The organism is Daeguia caeni (assembly GCF_042653845.1).
Taxonomy (GTDB): domain Bacteria; phylum Pseudomonadota; class Alphaproteobacteria; order Rhizobiales; family Rhizobiaceae; genus Brucella; species Brucella caeni.
Genome location: NZ_JBHSEL010000052.1, coordinates 15,098 through 41,480, shown reverse-complemented (window position 1 = coordinate 41,480; position 26,383 = coordinate 15,098). Strand labels below are relative to the sequence as shown.

Below are 26,383 nucleotides of genomic sequence, written 5' to 3'. Positions count from 1 at the left end.
GTGTTTGTCATGATGCTGGTCATCACATTAAGAATGTACAATTTCGAAGGATATTGGTTATAGACCTTATGACATATCGGTCGGGCTGATCCGGTCGGGGTTTCAACTGGCGTGCGAGGTTCTGGTGCTGGATATTTCCTTCATGACGGCGGCGATCGCTGGCGCATTGTCCTTTCTTTCTCCCTGCGTGCTGCCTCTGGTGCCCCCCTATCTGTGCTATATGGCTGGTGTCAGTGTTGAGGATTTCCGCGAAGAAAATGCGGCCTCGCCACAGCGCCGTTCGCTGATCATCGCTGCATTGTGCTTTGTGCTGGGCTTCACCACGGTTTTTGTCGCACTGGGTGCTGGTGCTTCCACCATTGGCGCGTTTCTGCGGGCCTGGCAGCAGGAGATTGCCATTGTGGCAGGCCTTGTCATCATTCTGATGGGGCTTAATTTCCTGGGCATCTTGCGCCTGTCCATCCTGTCGCGCGAGGCGCGCTTTCAGGCACGCAATGCCCCGGCAACGCCACCTGGTGCCTATATTATGGGCCTTGCCTTTGCCTTTGGCTGGACGCCATGCATTGGCCCGGTTCTGGGACCGATCCTGACCCTTGCAGGCGGACGCGAGACCGTGGGCGAGGGGGCTGCACTTCTTGCCGCCTATTCGCTTGGCCTTGGCATTCCCTTTCTTGTGGCGGCGCTGTTTTCCGGCGCATTCATGCGTTTTCTTGGACAATTCCGTGTTCACCTTGGCAAGGTGGAAAAGGCAATGGGCATATTGCTCATCATTGCGGGTGTGCTTTTCCTCACCGGTGGAATGCAGTCTTTCTCTTTCTGGCTGCTTGAGACATTTCCTGCACTGGGCCAAATTGAGGGTGTTTTTCTGGGAAAATAGCAGTAACGCTGCATCAACAAATTTCTCCTATGATTTTTGAAGATCATGAACTCTGGATTGCTTTGTCATGACTGATTGCTCCTGCCTTTCTGTGATACTGGCTGCCGGTGAAGGCACCCGTATGAAATCCAGCCTGCCGAAGGTTCTGCACCGTATTGCGGGTCTGCCGCTTGTCTGCCACGTGGTGAAAGCCGTGCAGGGGACGGGCGAGAGCGACATTGCGCTGGTCGTTGGCCGTGGCGCCGATGAAGTGCGTGCTGCGGTCGAAAGATTTGCCGGTCCCGTTTCGGCCTATGAGCAGAAGGATCGTCTTGGCACGGCGCATGCCGTTCTGGCTGCCCGCGAAGCGCTGGAGCGCGGCTATGATGACCTGCTCATCGTTTTTGGCGACACGCCGCTGGTTGAGGCGCAATCGCTGCAAAAGGCGCGGCAGACATTGGCCGAAGGGGCAGATCTGGTCGTCATAGGCTTCCGCCCGCCGTCACCATCCGGCTATGGCCGCCTGATCGAGGAAGGTGGACGTCTCATCGCCATTGTCGAGGAAAAGGAAGCAACCGAAGAGCAGAAAAAGATCGGCTTCTGCAATGGCGGCCTGATGGCGGTGCGTGGTGCCCATGCCCTGCCGCTTCTTGATGCGGTGCGCAACGACAATGCCAAGGGTGAATATTATCTGACCGACATTGTCGCGCTGGCGCATGAAAAGGGGCTGAATGTCACCGCCATTGAAGTGCCGTTTGATAATGTCCTCGGCATCAACAACCGCGCGGAACTGGCCGAGGCTGAAGCGATCTGGCAGGATCGCAAGCGGCAGGAAATGATGCTGGCCGGTGTCACGCTGATTGCGCCGGAAACCGTATTCTTCTCGCATGACACGCTGATTGAGGCAGACGTTGTTGTCGAGCCGAATGTGTTCTTTGGCCCAGGCGTGCATGTCGCCTCGGGTGCGGTGATCCATGCCTTTTCCCATATTGAAGGGGCACATATCGGTCCAAGGGCGGAAGTCGGCCCCTTTGCGCGGCTGCGCCCGGGGGCAAGACTGGCCGAATCCGTCAAGGTTGGCAATTTCTGCGAAGTCAAGAATGCCGATGTCGGCAAAGGCGCAAAAGTCAACCACCTCACCTATATTGGCGATGCGATGATTGGTGCCTCCAGCAATATCGGGGCTGGCACGATCACCTGCAATTATGATGGTTACAACAAGTTCAAGACCATTATTGGCGAGAATGTCTTTGTCGGCTCCAATTCCTCATTGGTGGCGCCGGTGACAATCGGTGACAATGTCTATATCGGTTCGGGCAGTGTCATCACCGATGATGTTCCGGCCGATGCGCTGGCGCTGGGGCGCGCCCGTCAGGTGATGAAGGAAGGCCGGGCAACAGAATTGCGGGCAAGATATGCTGCCTTGAAGGCAGCCAGGGCGCAATCGAAATAGTTGGAAGAATTTCCCGATCCGGCGGGGCAAGCATTGCCGGATCGGATTTTGGACCTTAAACCACTGGCGCAAAGCTGGAATTGCAGGGCGTGCGGAGCAATATTTCATGTGTGGAATTATCGGTATTATCGGCAATGATCAGGTCGCGCCACGATTGGTCGATGCGCTGAAGCGTCTCGAATATCGCGGCTATGACTCGGCAGGCATTGCCACACTTCAGGACGGAAAGCTTGATCGCCGCCGCGCCGAAGGCAAGCTCGTCAATCTGGAGAACCGCCTTGCAAGGGAGCCGCTTCCCGGCGTGATCGGCATTGGCCATACGCGTTGGGCAACGCATGGCCGTCCGGTCGAGCGCAATGCCCATCCACACATCACCAACCGTCTGGCGGTTGTTCATAACGGCATCATCGAGAATTTTGCCGAACTGCGCGCCATGCTTGAAGCGGAAGGCTGCCGGTTCGAGACGGAAACCGATACCGAGGCCGTCGCCCATCTGGTGACACGCGCGCTGGAAAAGGGCAAGACGCCGGTTGAGGCTGTGCGCGACAGCCTGCCCCTTCTGAAGGGTGCCTTTGCGCTGGCTTTCCTGTTTGACGGCGATGAGGAACTGCTGATTGGCGCCCGTCAGGGCCCGCCGCTCGCCATTGGCTATGGCAATGGCGAAATGTTCCTTGGATCGGACGCGATTGCGCTTGCTCCCTTCACCGATCAGATTGTCTATCTTGAGGACGGCGACTGGGTGGTGCTGACCCGCAAGGGCGCTACGATCTATGACGAAAACAATAATCGTGTTGAACGCCCGGTGCAGAAATCGCAGAGCGCCAATTTCCTGGTTTCCAAGGGCAATCACCGCCATTTCATGCAAAAGGAAATGTTCGAACAGCCGGAAGTAATTTCCCATACGCTGTCGAACTATCTCGATTTCACCATGGGCACGGTGCGCGAAGAAGCCATTGGTGTTGATTTCAGCACGATTGACCGCCTGACCATCACTGCCTGCGGCACAGCCTTCTATGCGGCATCGGTTGCGCGTTACTGGTTCGAGCAGATCGCCCGCCTGCCGGTCGATATCGATATTGCGTCCGAATTCCGCTATCGCGAAATGCCGCTGTCGAAAAATTCGCTGGCGCTGTTTGTATCCCAGTCGGGCGAAACCGCCGATACGCTGGCTTCGCTGCGCTATTGCAAGGCGCAAGGGTTGAAGATCGCTTCGGTTGTCAATGTGACCGGATCGACAATTGCGCGTGAGTCCGATGCCATCTTCCCGACGCTGGCTGGCCCGGAAATCGGGGTTGCCTCGACCAAGGCCTTTACCTGCCAGCTTTCGGCCATGGCCGCTCTGGCGATTGCTGCCGGCAAGGCGCGCGGCACCATCGACGCCAGACAGGAACAGCAGCTGGTGCGCGCGCTTTCCGAAGCGCCGCGCTATATCAATCAGGTGCTCAAGCTTGAAAACCAGATTGAGGCCATCTGCCAGCATCTCGCCAAGGTCAAGCATGTGCTTTATCTCGGCCGTGGCACGTCCTATCCGCTCGCCATGGAAGGCGCGCTGAAGCTGAAGGAAATCTCCTATATCCATGCTGAAGGCTATGCGGCAGGTGAGCTGAAACATGGCCCGATTGCGCTGATTGACGAGACCATGCCGGTGATTGTCATTGCTCCGTCGGATCGCCTCTATGACAAGACCGTCTCCAACATGCAGGAAGTGGCAGCACGTGGCGGCCGCGTCATCCTGATTACCGACAGGAAGGGGGCGGAAGGGGCACGCATCGATACGATGGCGACCATCGTCCTGCCGGATGTGCCGGAACTGATCACGCCGCTGGTCTATGCCCTGCCGATCCAGATGCTTGCCTATCACACGGCAGTCACCATGGGCACCGACGTTGACCAGCCGCGCAATCTGGCAAAATCGGTGACGGTTGAATAATCGCTGCTTTCAGGCGTGGCTGCACTTTTGGGCCATCACGACAGGGAATGGCAGGACCTGCCTTGCAAGGCGGGTCTTTCTGCGCAATAGAACAGCTCCGGTCATTCACATTGGACGCAGCGACGAAATCATGTCATCAGACAAGCCGACACAAACTGAAGCACGCTTGCGTTCGATTGATCTGATCGGGCTGTTGCTTCTGGCGCTGCCGCCGCTGTTCTGGGCAGGCAATTTCATTGCCGGCCGGGCCATGCAGGGCACGGTTCCGCCAATGGCCCTGTCATTCTGGCGCTGGGTGATTGCATTGATCGTATTGCTGCCCTTTGGCCTGGCTGCCATGCGGCGCGATCTGGCAAAATACTGGGCATATAGATGGCGCATCATTGCCATATCGATCACCGGCGTCTTTGCCTTCAATTCTCTCGTCTATGCCGGGCTGCAGACAACCACCGCTTCCAATGGCCTGTTGCTGAATTCGTTCATTCCGATTCTGGTCGTGCTGTTTGCCGCGCTGTTTTATGGCCAGCGCATCAGCGCAGGCCAGGCCTGTGGTCTGGCGCTTTCCTTTGCCGGTGTCCTGACCATCATCATGCATGGCGACTGGACGCGCCTGATCGCCCTGACCTTTTCAACCGGCGATCTGATCATCTTCTGCGCGATGATTTCATGGGCCTTTTATACGCTGTGGCTGCGCGGGATTCCGGCTGACATCAACCGTGTCGGCCTGTTGATCGTTCAGATCATCGTGGCACTCTTTCTGCTTGTACCGCTTTATCTCTGGGAACGTGCATCCGGTGCGGAAACGATCATCAATGCCCATTCGCTGGCGGCCCTTGCCTATATCGGCCTGTTTCCGTCGGTGATTGCCTACCTGTTGTACAATTTCGCCGTTGCACGGCTTGGTGCAGCACAGGCTGGCCTCTCCATCCATCTCATGCCTATGTTTGGTGTGGTGCTGGCGATCATCTTTCTGGATGAGACGATCCATCTTTATCATGTGATCGGAATCAGTGCGATCATATTTGGCATCGTGATTGCATCGCGCAAGAAAGCTGTTCGCGCAAAAGCGGCATAGCAATCCTCAGCAACGTTGTATTTCGTGTGCATTTTGAGTTGTGACCACTGGCTCCCAGGCATCAATGTGCCATCGGGACCATTACGCGACCGAATTGTCGGTTGATTGCCAGTTGAGTGTATACATGAAATATACTAGCTAGACAGTGACAATACCGAGCCTTTTTGGCCTTAGTTTGCAGGATGTATCATGCGTACCCACGACCTGGCTTTTTTCCGTAGCCTGGATGAACAAAAACGGGCTGAATGTGTCAGTGGGCTGCGGCGGATTTTATCAGAAAACGCTGATGAAATGATCGCGCAATTTTATGATGTCCTGCTGCGCGATGATAATGCGAGTATCTATTTAAGTCGCTCGATTGTGCAGGAGCGGTTAAGCTCTGCACTTGCCAAATGGCTGAAGGATCTTGTGAACATTGATCTGGCGAGCGATCTGACCGCGTTCAAGAAACGACAGGAAATCATTGGCGATGTCCATGCGCGCATCAAGATTCCCATTCATCTGGTGCTGGATGGGGCAGCCATCCTGAAAGGAGCGATCACCGCGAAAATCGTCGCGGTGGGTGAGGGGGACATTGCAGCAAAGATCGTGATCATCAATGAGATGATCGATTATGCAATGCTGTTCATGAGCAAGGCCTATGTGCGGCGTTCGGTCGAGCGTGTACGCGTTGATGAGGCTTATCGCCTGTTCTCGCTCGGCCAGGATGTCGAGCTGGAGCGCGAAACCCAGCGTGCCTCGTTGATGGAATGGAGCCAGAAGCTTCTGTTCGATCTTCTGAATGATCGGCAGGGCTTCAAGATTGCCTCGCTTGGCAGTTCGTCCTTTGGCCTGTGGGTGCGCCATCGCGCTGCCGTGGTGTTTCCGAATTCATCCGCGCTTGCTCGCATCGAAAAGGCAATCGCGAGCATCGATAACGATATCCTGCCGGCGCTGCATACGACGGAAAACCAGTCAGCGCTGCTCTCCCGCTTCAACGAGCTGATAGGAGAAATCAAATATCTTCTGAGCGACCTGTTTCAGGGCCTGATCGCCGCCTCCAATGCGCGTGATCCTCTGACTTCCGCGCTGACCCGCCGCTTCCTGCCTGCGATTCTGGGGCGTGAAGTTGCGGTGGCGAACCAGAGAAATATCCCGTTGTCACTGTTGATGATTGACGTGGATCATTTCAAGTCGATCAATGACACCTATGGTCATGCTGCGGGGGACCGTGTGCTGCGCCAGATGGCGGAAGCGATTTCCAGCAGCGTTCGTCCGACCGATTATGTCATTCGCTATGGCGGTGAGGAATTCATCGTTGTCCTGATCGAAACGACTGCCAGCGAGGCCATGCATATTGCAGAGCGTATCCGCAGCGACTTCGAAAGCACGCCATTTGTCGTGGAGGATGGCCGTGAGATCGGCCTGACGATCTCGATCGGTGTTGCGGCCCATGACGGGCACCCGGATTTCCAGCAGTTGATCCAGGCTGCCGATGAGGCGCTCTATCGCGCCAAATCACAAGGGCGCAATCGCTCCATCGTGTTTGACGGTAAAAACGAATAAAGCAGTTCCAGGAAAGGTGGTGCCGGTTTCCGTCCGGAACGGCTCCAGGGCACATGAAACAGCTCCCAAAAGTGGTTGCCACATTTGGGAGCGGTCACAGCGAAATGGTGGATTATAGCTGTTCAAGGATTGCCGAGGCGGCGGAGACAACGGCCTGTCCCGAAACTTCCTCGACATTGAGCGCCTTGACCACGCCATCCTCGACGATGGCCGCATAGCGCTTGGAGCGCGTGCCAAGACCAGCATCTGTCAGGTCGAGTTCAAGCCCGATCGCCTTGGTAAAGCTTGCGCTTCCGTCTGCGAGGAAGAGGATCTTGCCTTCAGCGCCAGTGCTCTGTGCCCAAGCGCCCATGACGAACGGATCATTCACTGCAACCACTGCGATCTGATCAACGCCCTTGGCGAGAATGGCGTCATGGTTTTCCAGATAGCCCGGAAGATGGTTCATGGTGCAGGTAGGGGTGAATGCACCTGGCACTGCGAAAAGAACAACTTTCTTGCCCTTGAAGATTTCGTCGGTGGTGATGTCCTTGACACCATCCGCAGTCTTGGTCTTGAAAGTCGCTGCAGGCAGTCTGTCGCCAACTTTGATCGTCATCTGTCTCTCCTGATGGCGGCGGCCGCCGTCTCAGCCGCCCGCCTGTTATTCATGGATTGCCATGCCGGATGGCTAGCCCCTGCAGTTAACCCCATATCGCGGCTGCGGACAATTTCAAAACGCGCTTGTTTGTAAAAATTCAGTCGAGACTGACCCTGCCGGATACGGCCCTGCCATTCTGGATCAGCGTATAGTCGACAATGGCATTGTCTGCCTTGCCGCTGATTCTGGTGGTGAACGCCTGCTTGCCGTCGGCGGTGAGTGTCGGGCTTGGCAGGGAAAGCGAAACAGTGTCACTGGCGACAAACAGTTCTGCTGGTGCAGACTTGTCCGGCAAGGCAAGCTCAAACAGGGCCTCATCAGCATTGCGCGTGACGCGTTTGACGCCAAATGTTTCCGTTGCAGCCTCCGGTAGGCGGGAAAAGGCAGTATCGACCAATATGCGCGTGGCGATGGCGGAAGCCGATTGTGCGTCAGACTCCGTCAGGGGCAGGTCGAATTCGGCCTGAACCGGAATGCAGATATTGGCGCAGACGCCGAGGAACACATTGCCCTTCAGCCGTGTGTCGCCCGGTTGCAGCTTGAATGTGAGTGGCAGGGAAACCGGCTGCTTATAGCCAATGCCGCTTTCATGCGCATCGCCGAAACGGGTCGGGGCAGGAAATGCGATCTCGACATTGCCCTTTTCAAGATTGACCTGCGGCGGCACGCCGGAATCGCCCGGATTGCGCCAATAGGTCTTCCAGCCGGGCAGAAGGTCGATCTGCAATGCGCCGCGGATTTCCTTCTCGGCACCAGCCTCGACAGGCTGATCCTCGATCACGATGCGCACCCGCCCGCCGGGTGTCTCCATCCAGTCCGAAGTCATGGCTTCGGCCACAGTATTGCATGCCAGAAATGCGTAAGCCGAGATCAGAAGCCAAGTATGTTTCATGTGTTCAGGATGTATTGAAAATATGATCCTGGCAAGTTCTTCGCCATTATCAGCATTGAAATGTAAGAATTTGGCATTTCCGTGCACTAAATTTGCTACAAATTGCGAATCATCATTGTCATTTTTACAGGAATTGCTACCCTTGATGCGATGTTCAAAGGAGCTCGGACCCAATCGATGCAGGGCTTTCTGAATGGGCAATTCCTGCTCGCCATGCCCGGAATGAGTGACGAGCGTTTCGCTCGGTCAGTGGTCTATATTTGCGCGCATTCCGATGAAGGCGCAATGGGCTTTATCATCAACCAGGTTCAGCCGGTGCAATTCCCCGATCTGTTGCACCAGATCGGTCTGGTCAAGGATGAAGATCTGATTTCCCTGCCCAATCGCGCCCAGCAGATCATTATACGCAATGGCGGGCCGGTGGATCAGACACGCGGTTTTGTCCTGCACACGGATGACTATATGGTTGAATCGACCATGCCTGTGGCAGAGGATGTGTGCCTGACAGCAACGGTTGACATTCTGCGCGCCATCTATGGCGGTGCAGGGCCAAAGCGCGCGCTCATGGCGCTTCGCTATTCGGGATGGGCGCCCGGTCAGCTTGAAGCGGAAATGGCGGCCAATGGCTGGATCAATTGCGATGCTTCGCTCGACCTGCTGTTCGACAGCGACATTGAAGGCAAATATGACCGTCTGATGAAGCGGATGGGTATTGACCTGTCGCGGCTCGTTTCAGACGCAGGTCACGCCTGACGGCCTGTTTTCGGGCGCTGGCCTGTGTCTGGCATGTCTTGCCCCGGTTTGTGGGCAAGGCATGCATCCGGACAGGCCACGCATCAGGACGGCCTCCTGCATCGGAATGCCCTACGCATCAGGAAAGCCTGGGGGCGTGCACATGTCATCCATCATGCACTGGACGGAGCGGCCGCAAGCTGATCCTTGATCATCTGGGTTGCCTCATCCAGGCTGGATGGCTGGCCGAACAGGAAGCTCTGCACATATTCGCAGCCCATTTCACGCAATTGCGTTGCGTCATTTTCGTTCTCGACACCTTCCGCAACAACGCCAAGGCCAAGGTCATGCGCCATGCCGATGATGGAGCGCAGCAGGGTGAGCTTGAGCGGCAGGTCATTGCGCACGAAGGAGCGGTCGATCTTGATCAGGTCGAACGGGAAGCGCGTGAGATAGGCAAGCGACGAATAACCCGTACCAAAATCATCGAGCGACAGGCCAACGCCCATGCTCTTGATGCGGTTCAGCACATGCGCGGAATGTTCCGGATTTTCCATAAGCACGGATTCGGTCAGTTCCAGCTTCAGGCTTCCCGGCTGGACATGGCAGCGCGTCAGTGTCGTGCGGATATCATTGACCAGATCCTGTCCGATCAATTGCGTGCTGGACAGGTTGACCGAGACAAACATGTCCAGTTTCTGGAACTGTTCCTGCCATGCGGCAAGGTCTTCTGCGGCACGCTGGAAAGCAAACTGGCCAAGCTGGAGAATAAGTCCGGTTTCTTCGGCAATCGGGATGAATTCCGAGGGAGAAATCAGGCCACGGCGCGGATGTTCCCAACGCATCAAGGCTTCGAAACCGGCAATCCTGTTGTCGCTCAGACGAACGATTGGCTGATAGACCAGATTGATTTCATGCCGCTCCAGCGCGCGGCGCAGGTCTGCCTCAAGTTGCAATTTGTCGCTGCCCGTGGCGCGGAAGGCCGGACGGAACGGTTCGATGCGGTCGCCGCCATAGCGCTTTGCCTGATACATGGCAAGTTCCGCATCCTTGATGAAGTCCTCGGCTGTGGTGGCTGTACGTGTCCAGGTGATGAGACCGATCGAGGCAGTGAGTATAATCTCACGCTTGCCATAGGCAATCGGGGCACGGACAGCCTGCCGGAGCGATTCGGCAAAGGCGGCGATGCGGCCGGCGTCGCCTTCAGAGGCAAGCAACAGACCAAAACGGTCGGAGGCCAGACGGGACAGGGTGTCCTGCGGTTTCATCAGCCGCGCAATGCGGCGCGATATGGTGAGCAGGATCGTATCACCCGCAGACATGCCCAGACTGTCATTGACCTGCTTGAAACGGTCAATATCGATCATGAACACGGTCGGACGCAGATTGCTTTCGCCGCGTGCCATGTTCATCACATTGGTGAGACGGTCGGTGAACAGTTCACGATTGGGCAGGCCGGTCAGATTGTCATGCACCGGATCATAGAGCAGGCGTTCTTCGGCCTTCTTCTGTTCGGTGACATTGACCATGGTGCCGACGCAGCGCATGACCTCGCCATCCGAACCGATGACGGGGCGTGCGCGTAGCCGGTACCAGTGATAATGGCCGTCATTGGCGCGCAGCCGGAATACCTGATTGATACGACCGCGACGATTTTCCAGAATGGCATCAAGCGATGTGCGGAAGCGATCGCGGTCATCGAGATGCAGCAGCGGCAGCCAGTTGCGCACCGGCCCCTGCAGTGCATTGGCAGAACTGCCGAGGAATACGGCAATGTCCGGCACCGTCACCACGCGGTCACGCAAGACATCCCAGTCCCAGACGATGTCGCCAGAACCGATGACTGCCAGCGCCTGACGCTCCATGTCGGACAAGAGCCCCTGTTGCAGTGCGCCGCCGGAAAAGGCGTGCTGCATGACCGTAAAGCCGATCAGCAGCACGATCAGAACCAGACCGCCGCCAAGGGCCGGCTGCACGATGTCATTGTCAAGCCGGCCCGACACCGCCATCCAGGCGCCGATGAGCCAGATCACGGTCAGAAGCCAGGCAGGGATCAGCATGACTGCGCGGTCATAGCCCTTGGCGGCAAGAAAGCCGATGATCGCCACGCCGGCAATCACGGTCAGCGCAAAGGAAAAACGGGCAATGCCGGACGCAATGGGCGGATTGAAGACGGCTACACCGGCAAGGGCGACAAGACCCAGAATCCAGGTGAGCGCGCCATAGCTGAAATGATTATGCCAGCGGTTCAGGTTGAGATAGGCGAAAAGGAAAATCACCAGTGATGCGGCAAGTGCGACTTCCGTGCCTGCCCGCCAGATCTGCTCATTGCCGGGCGATATTTCGATCAGCTTGTTCCAGAAGCCGAAATCGACGCAGATATAGGCCAGCACGGCCCATGCCAGTGCTGCCGTGGCCGGAAACAGCGAGGTTCCCTTGACCACGAACAGGATGGTCAGGAACAGGGCAAGCAGGCCCGAAATGCCCAGCAGAATGCCGCGATAAAGCGTATAGGAATTGACCGTGTCCTTGTAGGCTTCCGGCTCCCACAGATAAAGCTGTGGCAGATTGTTCGAGGACAGGGCCGCGACGAATGTTATGACCGTACCGGGATTGAGCGTGATGCGGAAGACATCCGCATCAGCGCTTGGCTGGCGGTCGAGGGCAAAGCCCTCGCTGGGAGTGATGGAGACGATGCGCTGTGAGCCGAGATCCGGCCAGATGAAGCCTGATCCGGCCAGACGGTAATGCGGCGCAACGATCAGCCGGTCAAGCTGCTGGTCGGTCGGATTGGCGATGGTGAAGGCTGCCCAGTCGCCGGACGTCTTGCTGCCCTCATCGGCCTGCACCTCTATGCGCCGGACAATGCCATCCGGTCCGGGTGCAGTTGAAACCTGTACGCTCCTGCCCTTGCCGCGCAGGATCTCGACAGCGCGTGACAGGTCAAGAGCCGTATCGCCCTTGGATATCTTGATAGGTTCGATTGCGGACGTACTGGTTGCAGTAAATATCAGCAGAACAAGCGCCACAAGAAGACGTGGCCTTGCTTTACGCAGCCATGTAAAAAAGCAATTCACCAGCGACCAACCTTGCCATGTGTCATATGGCTATCCAGTAATCTTTTGTCGCTCTCTATCAGGGCATAGAGCAGGTGATCCTGCCAGAACCCGTTGATTTTGAGATAGGAGCGGAGAAGTCCTTCTCTTTGAAATCCGGCTTTTTCAAGAAGCCGTATTGACCTTGTATTGCCAGGAATACAGGCTGCCTCAATCCGGTGCAACCGCAGCTGGTCGAAAGCAAAGGGGATAATCTGCGCCAATGCTTCGGTCATGTAGCCCTGACCGGCATAGGGAGCGCCGCTCCAGTATCCGATCATGCCGCTTTGTCCGACTCCTCGCCTGATGTGCCCAAGCGTGATGCCGCCAACCAGTTGATCATCCGAGTTCCGGAAAATGAAAAACGGATAGCCTGAGCCGGCCTCGATTTCTTCCCGCACCCGTTTGATCCGGTATTTGAAAGCACTCCTGGTCAGATCATCATCCGGCCATGTCGGCTCCCATGGCGTGAGGAAGGCGCGGCTTTTTTCGCGCAGTCGTGCCCAACTCACATAGTCCGCCATTTGTGGCTCACGCAGATAGACGCGCTCGCCATGAAGCGTTGCGACCTGATTACGCTGGCGGAACGGTAAGCTGATCATCAGCCAAACCTGATCTTTGCCGAAGAGAGCATGCGATCCTCACGCCAATGACAGAAATGTTGCCCGGTTACGATTACCACTGTAAGCCAAGGAACATAACTGACAATAGCGGCAAGAGAGGGGCCGACATTTTCCCTGTGCATTTCTCCGGCCCGCTGCGAAAGGCCCCGTTTCAGTTGCTGGCGCATTCATGGCCAATTCACGTTCCATGAGGACAGAGCGACAGGCTCCTGGATGTCAGACCGCGATCCGGTGCGGCAGGGCACGGCTCGACAGGGCATTGGACAGGCGATCGAAGCTCATCAGCTTGCCAATCGGGCCGACGGCGGCAATGGTTGGCTTGCGGTCAATGAACAGTCGTCCGGCAAGATCCGTCAGGCGTGTCGGCGTGATCAGCGACAGGCGGTCCATCAATTCGCTGTTGCTGATCGGTCGGCCATAAAGCAGAAGCTGGCGCGCAAGCAGGCCGGCGCGGCTTGCCGGGCTTTCCTGCCCCATGAGCAGGCTTGCGCGGTATTGCGCACGGGCGCGGTCAACCTCTTCAGGCTGGATGTTTTCGGCAGCGCGATGCAATTCGTTGATGATGACCGGAACCAGCTCGACCAGTTCATTGCCGCCGGTTGCGGCATGAATGCCGAACAGGCCGGTGTCGGAAAAGCCCCAATGGAAGGCATAGACCGAATAGCACAGGCCGCGCTTTTCACGCACTTCCTGGAACAGGCGGGACGACATGCCGCCACCCAGAATCATGGAAAGGAGCTGGGATGCATAAAAGTCGCGCACATGATAGGCGCGACCTTCAAAACCAATCAGTACCTGTGCGTCCATCAGATCGCGGTCTTCGCGAAAATCGCCGCCGACATAGGTGGCAAGATCGAGCGTCGGCGCGGTATTATGGGGACGGAAACTGCCAAGCCGCTTTTCAACCTCGCGGACAAAGGCATCATGCTCCACACCGCCGGCTGCCGTCACCACCATGCGATCGGCGCTGTATTGTTCATCGATATAGTTGCGCAGATCGGTTGACGTGAAGGACTGCACCGTTTCCGGCGTGCCCAGAACGGCACGGCCAATGGGCTGATGGCGATAGGCCGTCTCGGTGAAACGGTCGAACACGATGTCGTCGGGCGTGTCATGGGCCGCGCCGATTTCCTGCATGATGACATGCTTCTCGCGTTCAAGTTCATCCTCATCGAATTTGGATGCGGTCAGGATATCGGCAAGGATGTCGATGGCCAGCGGCACATCATCGCGCAGTACACGGGCATAATAGGAGGTCGTCTCGATGCTGGTTGCGGCGTTGATTTCGCCGCCCACATTTTCAATGTCAGAAGCAATCTGCCAGGCTGTGCGGTTTTCAGTGCCCTTGAAGGCCATATGTTCCAGGAGATGCGCGATGCCATGCTGGTTTGGAGCTTCGTTGCGTGCGCCTGCCTTGACCCAGATGCCCAATGCAACACTTTCAATATGCGGCATTGGATCCGTTGCGATCGTCAAACCATTTGCAAGGCGCGTTACTTTAACACCCATGAAAAGCTCCCATTCAGACCGCTCTCAGTTCCCGTGCTTATGGAAATTTTTATGCGCGGGAATGCTGTTTTACGTAATCTTCTACCATTTTCAGGTCGTTGTGAAGGACTGTGAATTTTTCTTTTCGCCCGTGAAGGTCGGAAAGCCAGTTTGGCAGCTGTGGTTCCACTCCGCAGGCAGCCTTGACCGCATCGGGGAATTTGGCCGGATGGGCGGTCGCAAGAACGACCATTGGCGTAGTGGCATCTGCATTGGCACGCGCAACCTTTACCCCGATTGCCGAATGCGGATCCAGCAGATAGCCGTCGCTTTCCAGCACGTTCCTGATCATGTCGGCCGTCTCGGCGACAGTGGAACGGCCGGCGGAAAATCCGGCGCGAATCGCAGCCAGCGGCTGATCTGCAATGGTAAAGCCACCCGACTGTTTCAGACTGTCCATCAGGCCACGAATGGCGCCTGCATCGCGGCCATGCACTTCAAACAGGAGCCGCTCGAAATTGGATGAAATCTGGATGTCCATTGAAGGCGAGGTGGTCTGGGCAACGCCGCGCATTTCATAGGCACCGGTTTCAAGCGTGCGGGTGAGAATGTCATTGTCATTGGTGGCAATGACCAGCCGCTCGATCGGCAGGCCCATGCGCTTGGCGACATAACCTGCAAAAATATCGCCGAAATTGCCGGTTGGAACCGTGAAGGACACGGCGCGGTCTGGTGCGCCGAGGCTCAAGGCGGCGGTGAAATAATAGACCACCTGCGGCATGATGCGCGCCCAGTTGATCGAGTTGACACCAGACAGCGACAGCGCATCACGGAAGGCAAGGTCATTGAACATGCCTTTGACCAACGCCTGGCAATCGTCGAAATTGCCCTCGATGGACAGCGCGTGCACATTGGAAAAGCCGGATGTGGTCATCTGGCGTTGCTGCACCGGAGAAACACGGCCATTGGGGAAAAGGATGAAGATATCCGTATTGTCGCGGCCGCCAAAGGCTTCGATGGCAGCGCCGCCCGTATCGCCCGATGTGGCGCCCACAATGGTTGCACGCTCGCCGCGCTTGGCCAGAACATAATCCATCAGGCGCGCCAGCAATTGCATGGCGACATCCTTGAAGGCAAGCGTCGGGCCGTGGAACAGTTCCAGCACGAATTCATTGGCTCCTGTCTGCACCAGCGGGCAGACGGCATCATGGCGGAATGTGGCATAGGCCTCGCGTACCATGCGCGCGAAATCATCGGCCGGAATCTCGCCGCCGGTGAACGGCGTCAGCACGGCAATGGCAATATCGGCATAGGACTTGCCGCGCAGCGCCCGGATCTGATCGGGGCTGAATTGTGGGTATTCCTGCGGCAGGTAAAGGCCGCCGTCGCGTGCGAGGCCTGCAAGCAGTGCATCGCTGAAGCCCAGAACCGGTGCGTTTCCTCGTGTGCTGACATATTTCATATTTCGGGCCTTTATCTCGACAAAGGACGGCGTTCAGTCGGACAATTGCAATAGAGCGTCCCCAAAAAAGCCGCAAGTTTTTAAAGCATGTGAAGCGGGATAGGCTTGCCCTTCGGTGTAAAAAACGTGAAAACGAAGGCGACTTCGCCTATAGCCTATCGTCTCGGACAGCAGAACAACACAGGGAAGCCCGGCATATGCAGAAAGCATCCAAGAATCATTCGCCATTGTATTCGGTGTTCGCGGCAGCATTGCTTGTCGCCCTGGCAGGCTGCAATACGGCTGGTACGGGTCGTCCGACGGTCGCCTCCAATGGAGAAGCGCGAATCAAGGAATCGGAATTGCGCGCATATTGCCCACAGGCCACGCTGCGGGAAGGAACAGCCTTCTTCAACACCTATGAAAAGGGCGGCGAGCAGGATCCGAATCGCGTGGTCTATCAGGCCGCCATTACGGATATTACCCGTGCCTGCAAATATGGCGATGGCATGATGAATATTGAGGTTGCCGTCGCCGGCAAGGTGGTTCCTGGCCCGAAATACCGCAATGGCACGATCACCATGCCGATCCGCGTTGCGGTCCTTGATGGCGACCGGGTGGTCTATTCACAGCTGCACAAGCAGATGGTGAACATTTCCAATGGTGATGTCGCAACCCAGTTCGTCATGAATGATAAGGGCATTTCCATTCCGATACCGGAAAAGCAGACCATCCAGATCTTTGTCGGCTTTGATGAAGGTCCGGTAAAGGCGCAGAAATAGCCTGTTCAGCTTTTTTGAAACCGGCAGATGGCGCGCACTAAGGCAGCTTATACCTTATGTGCGCCGTCTGATGTTTTACATAGTGTGGCACCTGTAAAACAGGAACCTGTCATGGTGCTGCCCTGGCAATGAATTATTGCCAATATTGTCCAGGAATGGCGATTGTTCTGATGTTGGATTGATTTGTTGCAATAATAATTCCCGTACCAATATATCCATCGCCAAGATGGTAATAATATGTTTTGATGAATCAGGATATATTTTGAAAATGCTTGCAGATCTGGCTGTATCCCGTTTGCAGAGTGTTGGGTCCATGTTTATTTTTTGTTGTCGGTTTCGATAAGATTTATATAATCGTCCCATTCCCGCAGCTCTGGGCGGGTAGTGGTATCTCATTGTTTGGCTTGCCTAATTAGAATTCTGGGACGTATGCGTCCAATCTTCGGGAGAGGGAGTTGCATAGGTTTCGTGGGCTCTAGGTACAGCGTTCCATCGGTGTACGAATGCGGTTAGATCACATAACTGCGAAATATCTGGTTCCGTTCATCATGCTTGTCTTTCTGTTTGCCGGTGCGGCAGTTGGAAAGTGGAGCGGGATCAAGTTCCAGCGCATAGAAACTGAAAGGCAGGCCAATTCCTACATTACAGCGTTGTCAAGCTATGCGGCCAAGCTCATTGCTTCAGCCAGGGAAACCCTTGCCGCTGCCAACAACTCCCCTTACCCGGTCTGTTCGGCTGAGGACATCGCCTATCTGCGGCAGCTCGTTTATCACGGCTATCACATCAAGGACATAGCCCGCCTTTCCGGCGATCGCATGGTCTGTTCGACCTATCTGGATGTGTTGCCGCGGCAGATGCCGCGCCCGATGGCCAATGTTGAGCGCGCCGATGGCACTTATTTCTATAGCGAAGGACCGCTCAGCGATTCAGCCATGTTTGGCTCGGTCATGGGGCAGGGCAATGCAAGTGTGGTTCTGACCCCGGCTGCATTTGATCTGATGCACACGCCGGATTATGCCTTTGCCATCTTTCTGATGGATCATGAATCCGGCCAATATGCGCGCATTCACAGTCATCCCAATACTGATACCCTGCGACCGCCTGGTAACGGAACGAGTGAAACACTCTGGTCGGAAGAAGGCACGATCCTCAAGGGTGTGTGCAATCAGCAAACCCGCATCTGCGTGAGCATCGGCGGAACGCGCATTCCCGACAACTGGATGGTGCAGCTTGAGGATTTCTTCGCGACGACCTTGGGCCTGTTGGCAGGCGGCGGCTTCGGACTGGGGTGGCTCTATTACAGCAACCGCCAGCGTCCATTGGGCGTACGGCTCATGACGGCCCTGGCGGAACACCGTCTGAATGTTGTGTATCAGCCCCTGATCAATTTCCAGAGTGGCAAGCTGGTTGGTTTTGAAGCGCTGATCAGGTGGCAGACGAATGAGGGAGACGTCATTCCGCCGGATGTCTTCATTCCGCTGGCCGAAAACAATGGACAGGCCTGGCGCGTGGCCATCTATGTGCTGGAGCAGGTCGTGGAAGATATGGGCAGCATATTGCGCCGGCGTCGTGATCTGCACGTCAACATCAATATTGTCGCTGACGACCTGCAGAACGAGAAATTTCTGTCTGCCCTGTCCTATTTGCTGGAACGGGCCAACATCCAGCCGCAGCAGATCGGTCTTGAGCTGACAGAACGCACGCCGGTTGATTTTGAAAAGGCCGGGGATGCCATCGTGAAACTTCATGCCCGCGGCCACCGCATCTATATTGATGACTTTGGCATTGGCTATTCCAGCCTGGCCTATCTGGGCACGCTGGATATTGATGCGATCAAGATCGACAAGTCCTTCACCCGCACGGTCAGCCTGAGCGAAAATGCCATCTCCATTGTCCCGCAGATCATTTCCATGGCGCATGAATTTGGCCTGGACATCATAGTCGAGGGCGTGGAGACCGAAGAACAGGCCGAATATTTCAGGAAGCTCGGCATTGATATTGTCGGGCAGGGCTGGTACCTCGGCATGCCCATGAGCGCAGTCCATGCGCGAAGCCTTGCAGCACCGTCGAAATCAAAATTCCCTGGCCCGCTCAATCTGTAGCAAACAGGCCCAATGCGCATGGGCAAGGCCGCCAGCAGCCGATGGAGATGGCGGCTTTGAAGACAGGATTTTTGCAGACGGATCAGATGTCAGCCCAAAGCGCAAGCGCCTCGATGACACCTGGCAGATCCTTGTGACGGTGAATGACCGTTTCGGCTCCGGCATCGGTCAGCCTGTCGGCATGGCCGCGATAGCTGTGCGCGGCCCCGGTAAAGCCGACGACACGCATGCCGGCCGCACGCGCCCCCTGCACGCCATGGACTGAATCCTCGATCACGATCACTTGGGCCGGATCGACATTGAAATGTCTGGCGGCATGGAGAAAAACATTCGCGTCAGGTTTGGTCTTGCCATTACCGACTTCACGCGCAGAAAAGATATTGGGCGCGAACAGATCGTAAAGCTCCGTGCGTTTCAGCATCATTTCCAGCCGTTCCGTGGTGGAGTTGGAGCAGACGCATTTGGGCAGTCTGATTGCCGGAATGGCCTCGGCTACATCATCAATCAGCTGCACTTCATTTTTCAGGCGTTCATCGAGAATGGCCTTGTTGGCATCGATCAGGGAAGCCGAAAGCGGAATGTCGATTTCGCGCTCAATGGTCATCAGGATGTCCTGCCAGGTCAGCCCCGCAAATCGTTCGGCGATTTCCTCCGCATCGATTGCATAGCCCGCCTCGGTCAGCAGCTTGGCCTCGACTTCGGCTGCAATGATTTCCGAATCCACCAATACACCATCGCAGTCGAAGATAATGAGGGACGGAGCCGTCATGACGTAACCTCTTGATTAGCTGGAAAAGGGGAGGAATTCCATGGCCAAAGCGCGGCCCTGACCCATCGTTGCAGGTTAGCTACACGCTAAAATCATGCCAGTCAAATTTGCCTGAAATGTGGGCGGGACGGGCTGGCGCGTGGTTCGGGCGCGACACGGGATGCGCTGACGGAAGGAGTGGTGAGGGGAGTGATAGTTCCAGCTTCTGATGCCATCCCTCCGGCAATGACTTCATGGTTAAGAAAAAGTTTACAAATTCAATGAGTTGTCGTTAACCGCATATTTACCCTGCTCGGTAACCATAAGGACAGGTTTTCGCGTCCCAAGGTAATCGAGTATCCTATGTCACTAGTCCGTCTTGCGCATGATCTGCCATTAGAGGCCCCACGTACGGCCTGGATCGATTCCATCATCAAAGGTGATTGTGTTTCCGCATTGGAGCGCCTGCCGGACCATTCGGTGGACGTCATTTTTGCGGATCCCCCTTATAATCTCCAGCTTGAAGGCACCTTGCATCGTCCTGATCAGAGCAAGGTTGATGCCGTTGACGATCATTGGGATCAGTTTGAAAGTTTTCAGGCATATGATGCCTTCACCCGGGCCTGGCTTCTGGCATGCCGCCGTGTGCTGAAGCCCAATGGCACGATCTGGGTCATCGGCTCTTATCACAATATTTTCCGCGTCGGCACGCAGATGCAGGATCTTGGTTTCTGGCTGCTCAATGACATCATCTGGCGCAAGACCAATCCGATGCCGAATTTCCGCGGTCGCCGCTTCCAGAATGCGCATGAGACGCTGATCTGGGCTTCGCGCGATCAGAAGAGCAAGTCCTACACCTTCAATTATGAAGCGATGAAGGCGGCCAATGACGATGTGCAGATGCGCTCGGACTGGCTGTTTCCCATCTGCACCGGTTCGGAACGCCTGAAAGACGGAAATGGTAACAAGGTTCATCCGACCCAGAAGCCGGAAGCCCTGCTTGCCCGCATTCTGATGGCCTCGTCCAAGCCCGGCGATATCATTCTCGATCCATTCTTTGGTTCGGGCACGACGGGTGCAGTTGCCCGCCGCCTTGGCCGTCATTTCGTCGGCATTGAACGCGAACAGGCCTATATTGATGCCGCAACCGCCCGCATTGCCGCTGTCGAGCCGCTGGGCAAGGCGGAACTCGCGGTGATGACCGGCAAGCGCGCCGAGCCGCGCGTTGCCTTCACCAGCGTGATCGAGGCCGGCCTGCTGCGTCCGGGTACGGTTCTGTGCGATGCACGCCGCCGCTTTGCCGCCATCGTGCGGGCAGACGGCACCCTGGCGGCCAATGGCGAGGCCGGTTCCATCCATCGCATCGGCGCGAAAGTGCAGGGCTTTGATGCCTGCAATGGCTGGACCTTCTGGCATTATGAGGATGACGGCGTCTTGAAGCCGATTGATGAATTGCGCCGGATCATCCGCGACCAGATGGCCGCGGCGGGATAATGGACCGAGCTTCAGACTGTCTTATGACTCTGATGACAAGGCACCTGAAACGCCCGTTTCAGGTGCCTTGTCGCATCCGGGCATGTTAAAACACAATGCCGTGCTGGCGCAGGTCAGAAACAAGCCTTGGTGCGTCGATGAATTGCACCGCCTGCCATCCGGCAGCGCGCGCGCCTTCCACATTGGCCGTCGTATCATCGATGAAAAGCGTTGCTGCCGGCTCCAGCGCAAAGCGCGCCGCATGATGATGATAGATGTCCACATCCGGCTTGATCATGCAGACATCGCCTGAAACCGTCACGCCACGGCTTTCGCACAGGAATGGGTAACGTTTCTGTGCCTCGCGGAACGTGTCGGAGGCAAAATTGGTAAGCATGGTCACATCGATGCCCGAGGCAATGAGTGCGCGCAGGATCTGCACGCTGTCCTCATAGGCATGTGACACCATCCGGTGCCAGTTCTGGCGGAAGGCGCGAATTTCGCGCTCACGCGTCGGATGCTGTGCGATCAGGACTGCTTCGGCATCGCTCCAGCTTCGTCCGCGATCCTGTTCCATATTCCATGCGTGGGTGCAGACATTGTCCAGAAACCAGCGCCGTTCTGCCGGATCGGGAATGATGTCATGATAGCCAAGCTCCGGATCATAATGGATCAGAACCTTGCCGATATCAAAGACGATGTGTTTGATGGTCAATGCTGTCTTTTCCCTTGTTTGAAAGCCTCTGGTAAGGCTGCTGCAATCGCCTTTTTCATGACGGTTGGCAGCGCTTCTTCTCCAAGTTGCGCCTGCTTGACCCACCAGCCATGCGCTGGGGTGGATCTTGCAACATTTCTGGCGCGATAGACACTCAGACGCAGTTCAAAATGGGTGAATATGTGTGAAATCACTCCGACATGTTCCCATTGCGCTGGAAAGGGCGCGGCCGCAACCGATGTGTCTCCATCAAGACGTGCGCTCCACCGGCTGCCCGGCACTTCGCTCATATTGGCAAGCAGCCCCTTGTCCTGGCGCTTTTGCAAAAGGATTGCGCCATCATCGGCAATGGCGACAAAGGCAGCCCCCGTCCGCACGGGCCGCTCGGCCTTGGGCGCCTTGACGGGGAAAAGTTCAGGGTCATGTCCGGCAAGCGCGGCGCAGTCGCGGTTGAGCGGGCACAGGCTGCAGGCTGGACGGCGCGGCGTGCAGATCATGGCGCCAAGATCCATCATGGCCTGCGCAAAATCGCCTGGACGTTGTTCTGGCGTCAATGCGCCCATGCGCTGGCGGATCTCGGCCTTTGCGGCTGGAAGCGGCGTCGCAATGGCATAAAGCCGCGCAATGACGCGCTCAATATTGCCATCCACCACGGCAATCGGTTCGCCAAAGGCAATGGCGGCAATGGCGGCTGAGGTATAATCACCAATGCCCGGCAGGGTTTTCAGCGCGGCTGCCGTTTCAGGGAACCGGCCCCCATGTTTTGCCATGATGGCATCCGCCGCTTTCTTGAGATTCCTTGCGCGCGAATAATAGCCAAGCCCCGCCCAGGCCCGCAAGATCTCATCCTCGCTTGCCGCAGCCATGGCTCGGATATTTGGCCAGCGTTGAATAAATGTGTAGTAATAGGATTTTACCGCTTCAACGGTTGTCTGTTGCAGCATTATCTCCGATAACCAGACAGCATATGGGTCGGGTTTTTTACCCGCAAGCTGGTCACTGGGTGATAGGCGCCACGGTAGGATCCTGTGGTGGACGCCATACCAGTCAAGCAGTCTGGAGCTGATTTCATTCGCTATGAGGTGATGCATAATTCATTTGCTACAGACGCATGAGCCCGAATGCAATCATTACCGGTTCATGCCTATCGATCAGGCTCGTGCGATCGCGCATCTGATGCAAGGCGGCCCGCAAGCCTCATGAGGAAACCAACAAGTCAGTGTTGAAAGTAACCAGGTGAACAGTCGGATTCCTGTCTATATCATCAATCTTGAGCGTTCGCTCGATCGCTGGGAAAAGGCGCAGGCAAGCGCCCGGCAATTTGCCATTGATCTGCGGCGGATCAATGCCGTGGAAGGCAGCAAGCTTTCAGATGACGAATTGAAGCAGTTTGATGATGCTGCCTTTCGGCGCAACCATGGCAAGATTGCCTTGCCAAGCGAGATCGGCTGCTATTTCAGCCATGTCAGGGCATTGGAGGCTATCATTGCCGCGCCGGAGCCCCATGCGGTCATTGTTGAGGACGATGTTGTCTTTACACCAGAATTCAAACCGTTGCTGGAAGCGCTGACCAGATTGCGTGGCTGGGATGTGGTGAAACTGGTCAATCATCGCTGGAGCGGTTTTCGCACCTTTCGCCGGGTCAATGAGCATTTTGCAATCGGCCGCTGCATTCATGGACCGCTCGGCAGTGCCGCAGCCTATGTCGTGACGCGCGAAGGGGCACAACGCCTGTTGTCTGCCATCCGGGTGATGGAACTGCCTTATGATGTGGCGCTGGAGCGCGGCTGGGCCGGCGCTTATGAAATTTTTACAACCGACAGGCCGGCAGTAACTTTTTCAAAGGATATGGTTTCTACAATCGCCCATGGACGCAGCGCCTATGCTAGAATGCGGCTCGTCTGGTATAAGCGTCTGTCAACTCTGTGTTTCCGGGCGATCGATTATGTCAGGCGCTTTGCCTATGCGATGAAACCAGGACAATTGCGCGAGGTTGGCGATTGAGCTTTTTGCATAAATCCTTCCTCTTACGTCGCCGGATCGACAATCGTGTCCTGGGGATTGCAGCCACCGCCATGCCTTTTCGCATCGGCATTGGTCCTGTTCTTCTGTTTCTTTATTCCTGTATCGGCATTTACCTGTTCTGTGGACGGCATGGAACGGTGCGTGGCTTTGCGCGTAGCTTTTTTGTGCTGATCCTGCTTTATGCAGCCTGGTCGCTGGGGCTTGTCCTGTTTCGCGACGAGCCGCTTCTAAACAACCGGCAGATTGGCTACACGGCATTGATTGCCGTCTTTGCCTTTGCCGGTATTGGCATGGTTCTGGTTCAGAATCCCTTGCGCTGGTATGTGCTTGGCTCCCGTATAGGGGTGATGTTTGCCGCATTGATTTCGGCCGCCTTTTCTCTCTTCGATACGGAGCGCTTCGGCATTGGCGGCAATGAGGCCGTGTTTGCCCTGATGGTTGGCATTTCCGCCATTGGCGCAGGCATCCGCATTCACAATGCCCCGGCCTATCTGCCAAACGGGCCGCAATGGCTGCTCATGGGGATGGCCGGCGTGCTGTTGAGCGGAACACGCGCGGTCATTATCGTGTTTCCGTTCTTTCTGGCGGTCGAGTTTTACTGTTTTTTCAAGCGTTTCAATATTCGACAGCAGGTGGCCTGTTACATGGCACTGGCCACCATCATCACCGGTATGGTCATGATCGGCCCGGTCAGCGACATATTGGACAGGCGCTTTGCCGGCATGATCGATTATTACAGCAGCGGCGACAGCAGGCAATGGGTTGACAAACAGTCTGCCGATATACGCGCAGTCATGTGGACGAGTGCAGCCAGGGTCATTGCCGAACATCCCCTGACGGGCGTCGGTGGCTATTCCAAGATGAGCGTGGTGCGTGCGGCCGCAGGTGAACAGGGCAACCTTATAGATGGTTTCCGGCATGTGCATAATTCCGTGCTGGACGAATTGCTCAATGATGGCATGATTGGCCTCATCCTGCAGGTTGGCGCCTTTGTTGCACTGGTGGTTTTCCTGTGGCGGAATTTCAGCGACTGGTCGCTGCGGCGGGCATTGATCTATTTCACCTTGGTCTGTTTCAGCTATGGCATGTTGCATACACCGCTGCTACATGAGGGGACGATTGCTGCGGTCATGTTCTATCTGGCGGTCATGTATGCAACGGCCTCGCGTCACATCATGGCAAGGCGTCGGATGGTGATGTCTGAATTCGTCAGAGAGTAAATGAAATGAAAGCTATACTGACAGGCGCTGCTGGCTTTATCGGTTACCATACGGCCCGGCGCCTGCTTGATGCCGGATGGCAGGTGGTAGGCATTGATAATCTCAGTGCCTATTATTCGGCTGCCCTGAAGGAAGCGCGTCTTGCACAATTGCTGGCGCGTGAAGGGTTTCGTTTTGCAAAGGTGGACATAGCCGATCAATCGGCCTTGCGCGCGGCCATTGGTGCGGATGACGATGCCGATATCGTCATCCATCTCGCAGCCCAGGCCGGGGTGCGCTATTCCATTGAAAATCCGGCAGCCTATGTGTCGTCCAATGTCATGGGGCAGGTCAGCGTCTTTGAGACCGCCCTGCAGCTCAAGAAACGTCCGCCCATAGTTTATGCCAGCTCCTCCTCGGTCTATGGCGCGAATGAAAAGATCCCCTTTTCGGAAAGCGACCCGGTCAATCAGCCGGTGTCCATCTATGCGGCCACCAAGAGGGCGGGCGAATTGCTGGCCTATTCATACCGGCATGTGCATGGGCTTGCCTCGACGGGGCTGCGCTTTTTCACCGTCTATGGTCCCTATGGCCGCCCCGACATGGCGCCATGGCTGTTTACCGATGCAATTCTGAAGGGCGAGCCTATTCGCGTCTTCAACAATGGCGCAATGCAGCGCGATTTCACCTTTGTTGGCGATATTGTCAGCGGGGTGGTTGCTGCGGCAAACCGCATTCTTGCAACGCCAAATGACATTGAGCCGATCTATAATCTTGGCAATAACAGACCGGTCATGCTCAATGATTTCATTGCCGCGATCGAGCGGGCGACCGGCAGGACGGCCATTCGGAAGAATGAGCCAATGCCGGCCGCCGATGTTCCGCGCACCTATGCGGATATCAGGCTTGCCGCCCGCGATCTCGGCTTTGATCCGAAAACGACGCTGGACACGGGGATTCCTTTGTTTGTCGAATGGTTTCGCGGCTATAATGGAGCGCGATGAGCGAACCGGATTCCAGAAGCGGTTTTCGTCCGCTGGCTGACAGCGCATCTGGTCTGATCGATCCGGTGCTGCAGAAGCGCGCCGGTATCAGCCTTTCCCTGCTGCAATCCTGGGAAGATATTGTCGGGCCGGTAATCGGTACGGCTTCACGGCCATTACGGATTGTCTGGCCACGCCGCGCCCATGAAGATGATCCGTTCAGGCCGGCAACCCTTGTCATTGCCTGTGAAGGTTTTGCGGCATTGAAGATCCAGCACGAGACCAGCGAGATCATCAGCCGTGTCAACGGTTTTCTGGGCTTTGCCGCGATTGACCGCATCCGCATAGAGCAAAAGCCCCCGGTGCTGTCGCCAAGGCGGGACAGACAGCGTCCGGTTGCGCTGGGGGCGGCGGATGAGCGCCGGATTGAAAAAGCCACCGAAACAATCGAGGATGACGCATTGCGCGCAGCCCTTGCCCGCCTTGGCAAGAGCATCTTGGCGCGCAAGCAGCAAGCCATGAAGAATGTGAAGAAAAACGATTGATTTCTATTTCTTCAGCAATTCTGCTATCTCGCCATAAATTT

Annotated in this window: 22 protein-coding genes; 13 read left to right on the top strand and 9 right to left on the bottom strand. The window is 56.2% G+C overall.

The annotated features are described in order from the left end of the window. Positions 1–124: 124 nt before the first annotated feature. From ACFO1V_RS07690 to ACFO1V_RS07670, 5 genes are all read left to right on the top strand, one after another. A complete protein-coding gene (locus ACFO1V_RS07690; RefSeq protein WP_374831728.1) occupies positions 125–877 on the top strand; it encodes a cytochrome c biogenesis CcdA family protein in 753 nt (250 codons plus the stop codon). Between the two features lie 67 nt (positions 878–944). Next, complete coding sequence (gene glmU, locus ACFO1V_RS07685; RefSeq protein ID WP_374831730.1) at positions 945–2,309, top strand: bifunctional UDP-N-acetylglucosamine diphosphorylase/glucosamine-1-phosphate N-acetyltransferase GlmU; 1,365 nt, start codon at positions 945–947, stop codon at positions 2,307–2,309. Between the two features lie 106 nt (positions 2,310–2,415). Then, positions 2,416–4,239: a glutamine--fructose-6-phosphate transaminase (isomerizing) gene (gene glmS, locus ACFO1V_RS07680; protein ID WP_374831732.1), complete on the top strand. Its 1,824-nt coding sequence runs from the start codon at positions 2,416–2,418 to the stop codon at positions 4,237–4,239. A 130-nt stretch (positions 4,240–4,369) separates the two neighbouring features. Then, complete coding sequence (locus ACFO1V_RS07675; RefSeq protein ID WP_374831734.1) at positions 4,370–5,314, top strand: DMT family transporter; 945 nt, start codon at positions 4,370–4,372, stop codon at positions 5,312–5,314. Positions 5,315–5,503: 189 nt separating this feature from the next. Then, complete coding sequence (locus ACFO1V_RS07670) at positions 5,504–6,859, top strand: GGDEF domain-containing protein (RefSeq protein ID WP_374831736.1); 1,356 nt, start codon at positions 5,504–5,506, stop codon at positions 6,857–6,859. A gap of 112 nt (positions 6,860–6,971) precedes the next feature. On the opposite strand, the gene ACFO1V_RS07665 is transcribed toward ACFO1V_RS07670, so the two are convergent. Further along, complete coding sequence (locus ACFO1V_RS07665) at positions 6,972–7,457, bottom strand: peroxiredoxin (RefSeq protein WP_374831738.1); 486 nt, start codon at positions 7,455–7,457, stop codon at positions 6,972–6,974. Between the two features lie 139 nt (positions 7,458–7,596). After that, a complete protein-coding gene (locus ACFO1V_RS07660; RefSeq protein ID WP_374831740.1) occupies positions 7,597–8,391 on the bottom strand; it encodes a protein-disulfide reductase DsbD domain-containing protein in 795 nt (264 codons plus the stop codon). Between the two features lie 150 nt (positions 8,392–8,541). Here ACFO1V_RS07660 and ACFO1V_RS07655 point away from each other — a divergent pair, with 150 nt between their 5' ends. Further along, complete coding sequence (locus ACFO1V_RS07655) at positions 8,542–9,144, top strand: YqgE/AlgH family protein (RefSeq protein ID WP_374831742.1); 603 nt, start codon at positions 8,542–8,544, stop codon at positions 9,142–9,144. 152 nt (positions 9,145–9,296) lie between these two features. Here ACFO1V_RS07655 and ACFO1V_RS07650 read toward each other — a convergent pair whose 3' ends face one another. From ACFO1V_RS07650 to thrC, 4 genes are all read right to left on the bottom strand, one after another. Then, on the bottom strand, positions 9,297–12,200 hold the full coding sequence (locus ACFO1V_RS07650) for an EAL domain-containing protein (protein ID WP_374831744.1): 2,904 nt from the start codon (positions 12,198–12,200) through the stop codon (positions 9,297–9,299). Then, positions 12,197–12,820, bottom strand: a complete 624-nt coding sequence (locus ACFO1V_RS07645; protein ID WP_374831746.1) for a GNAT family N-acetyltransferase — start codon at positions 12,818–12,820, stop codon at positions 12,197–12,199. Before ACFO1V_RS07645 ends, ACFO1V_RS07650 begins: the two co-directional genes overlap by 4 nt. A gap of 237 nt (positions 12,821–13,057) precedes the next feature. After that, the gene (locus ACFO1V_RS07640; protein WP_374831748.1) at positions 13,058–14,350 is read right to left on the bottom strand and encodes a M16 family metallopeptidase; all 1,293 of its coding nucleotides are present in this window, start codon (positions 14,348–14,350) and stop codon (positions 13,058–13,060) included. Positions 14,351–14,399: 49 nt separating this feature from the next. Further along, a complete protein-coding gene (thrC, locus tag ACFO1V_RS07635) occupies positions 14,400–15,791 on the bottom strand; it encodes a threonine synthase (protein WP_374831750.1) in 1,392 nt (463 codons plus the stop codon). A gap of 197 nt (positions 15,792–15,988) precedes the next feature. Between thrC and ACFO1V_RS07630 the strand changes: the two genes are divergently transcribed. Together ACFO1V_RS07630 and ACFO1V_RS07625 are read left to right on the top strand one after the other, a co-directional pair. Then, positions 15,989–16,552 carry a hypothetical protein gene (locus ACFO1V_RS07630; RefSeq protein WP_374831752.1) on the top strand — a complete coding sequence of 188 codons (564 nt, stop codon included), beginning with the start codon at positions 15,989–15,991 and terminating at the stop codon, positions 16,550–16,552. Positions 16,553–17,055: 503 nt separating this feature from the next. After that, entirely contained in the window at positions 17,056–18,654 is a 1,599-nt protein-coding gene (locus ACFO1V_RS07625; protein ID WP_374831754.1) for an EAL domain-containing protein, read from the top strand. Positions 18,655–18,736: 82 nt separating this feature from the next. Here ACFO1V_RS07625 and ACFO1V_RS07620 read toward each other — a convergent pair whose 3' ends face one another. Beyond that, on the bottom strand, positions 18,737–19,423 hold the full coding sequence (locus ACFO1V_RS07620) for an HAD family hydrolase (RefSeq protein WP_374831756.1): 687 nt from the start codon (positions 19,421–19,423) through the stop codon (positions 18,737–18,739). 342 nt (positions 19,424–19,765) lie between these two features. Here ACFO1V_RS07620 and ACFO1V_RS07615 point away from each other — a divergent pair, with 342 nt between their 5' ends. Next, positions 19,766–20,896, top strand: a complete 1,131-nt coding sequence (locus ACFO1V_RS07615) for a site-specific DNA-methyltransferase (RefSeq protein WP_374831757.1) — start codon at positions 19,766–19,768, stop codon at positions 20,894–20,896. A gap of 85 nt (positions 20,897–20,981) precedes the next feature. Here ACFO1V_RS07615 and ACFO1V_RS07610 read toward each other — a convergent pair whose 3' ends face one another. Both ACFO1V_RS07610 and mutY read right to left on the bottom strand, forming a co-directional pair. After that, positions 20,982–21,590, bottom strand: coding sequence for an HAD family hydrolase (locus ACFO1V_RS07610; RefSeq protein WP_374831759.1), 609 nt, complete (start codon positions 21,588–21,590; stop codon positions 20,982–20,984). Beyond that, on the bottom strand, positions 21,587–22,681 hold the full coding sequence (gene mutY, locus ACFO1V_RS07605; protein WP_374831761.1) for an A/G-specific adenine glycosylase: 1,095 nt from the start codon (positions 22,679–22,681) through the stop codon (positions 21,587–21,589). The genes ACFO1V_RS07610 and mutY overlap by 4 nt, the downstream gene beginning before the upstream one ends. 145 nt (positions 22,682–22,826) lie before the next feature. On the opposite strand from mutY, the gene ACFO1V_RS07600 reads away from it, so the two are divergent. The 4 genes from ACFO1V_RS07600 (at position 22,827) to ACFO1V_RS07585 (ending at position 26,342) form a co-directional block, all read left to right on the top strand. Beyond that, a complete protein-coding gene (locus tag ACFO1V_RS07600; protein ID WP_374831763.1) occupies positions 22,827–23,594 on the top strand; it encodes a glycosyltransferase family 25 protein in 768 nt (255 codons plus the stop codon). A gap of 71 nt (positions 23,595–23,665) precedes the next feature. After that, a complete protein-coding gene (locus ACFO1V_RS07595) occupies positions 23,666–24,835 on the top strand; it encodes an O-antigen ligase family protein (protein ID WP_374831765.1) in 1,170 nt (389 codons plus the stop codon). 5 nt (positions 24,836–24,840) lie between these two features. Continuing rightward, positions 24,841–25,818, top strand: a complete 978-nt coding sequence (locus ACFO1V_RS07590; protein WP_374831767.1) for an SDR family NAD(P)-dependent oxidoreductase — start codon at positions 24,841–24,843, stop codon at positions 25,816–25,818. Next, positions 25,815–26,342, top strand: a complete 528-nt coding sequence (locus ACFO1V_RS07585; protein WP_374831769.1) for a DUF721 domain-containing protein — start codon at positions 25,815–25,817, stop codon at positions 26,340–26,342. The genes ACFO1V_RS07590 and ACFO1V_RS07585 overlap by 4 nt, the downstream gene beginning before the upstream one ends. Positions 26,343–26,383: the final 41 nt, after the last annotated feature.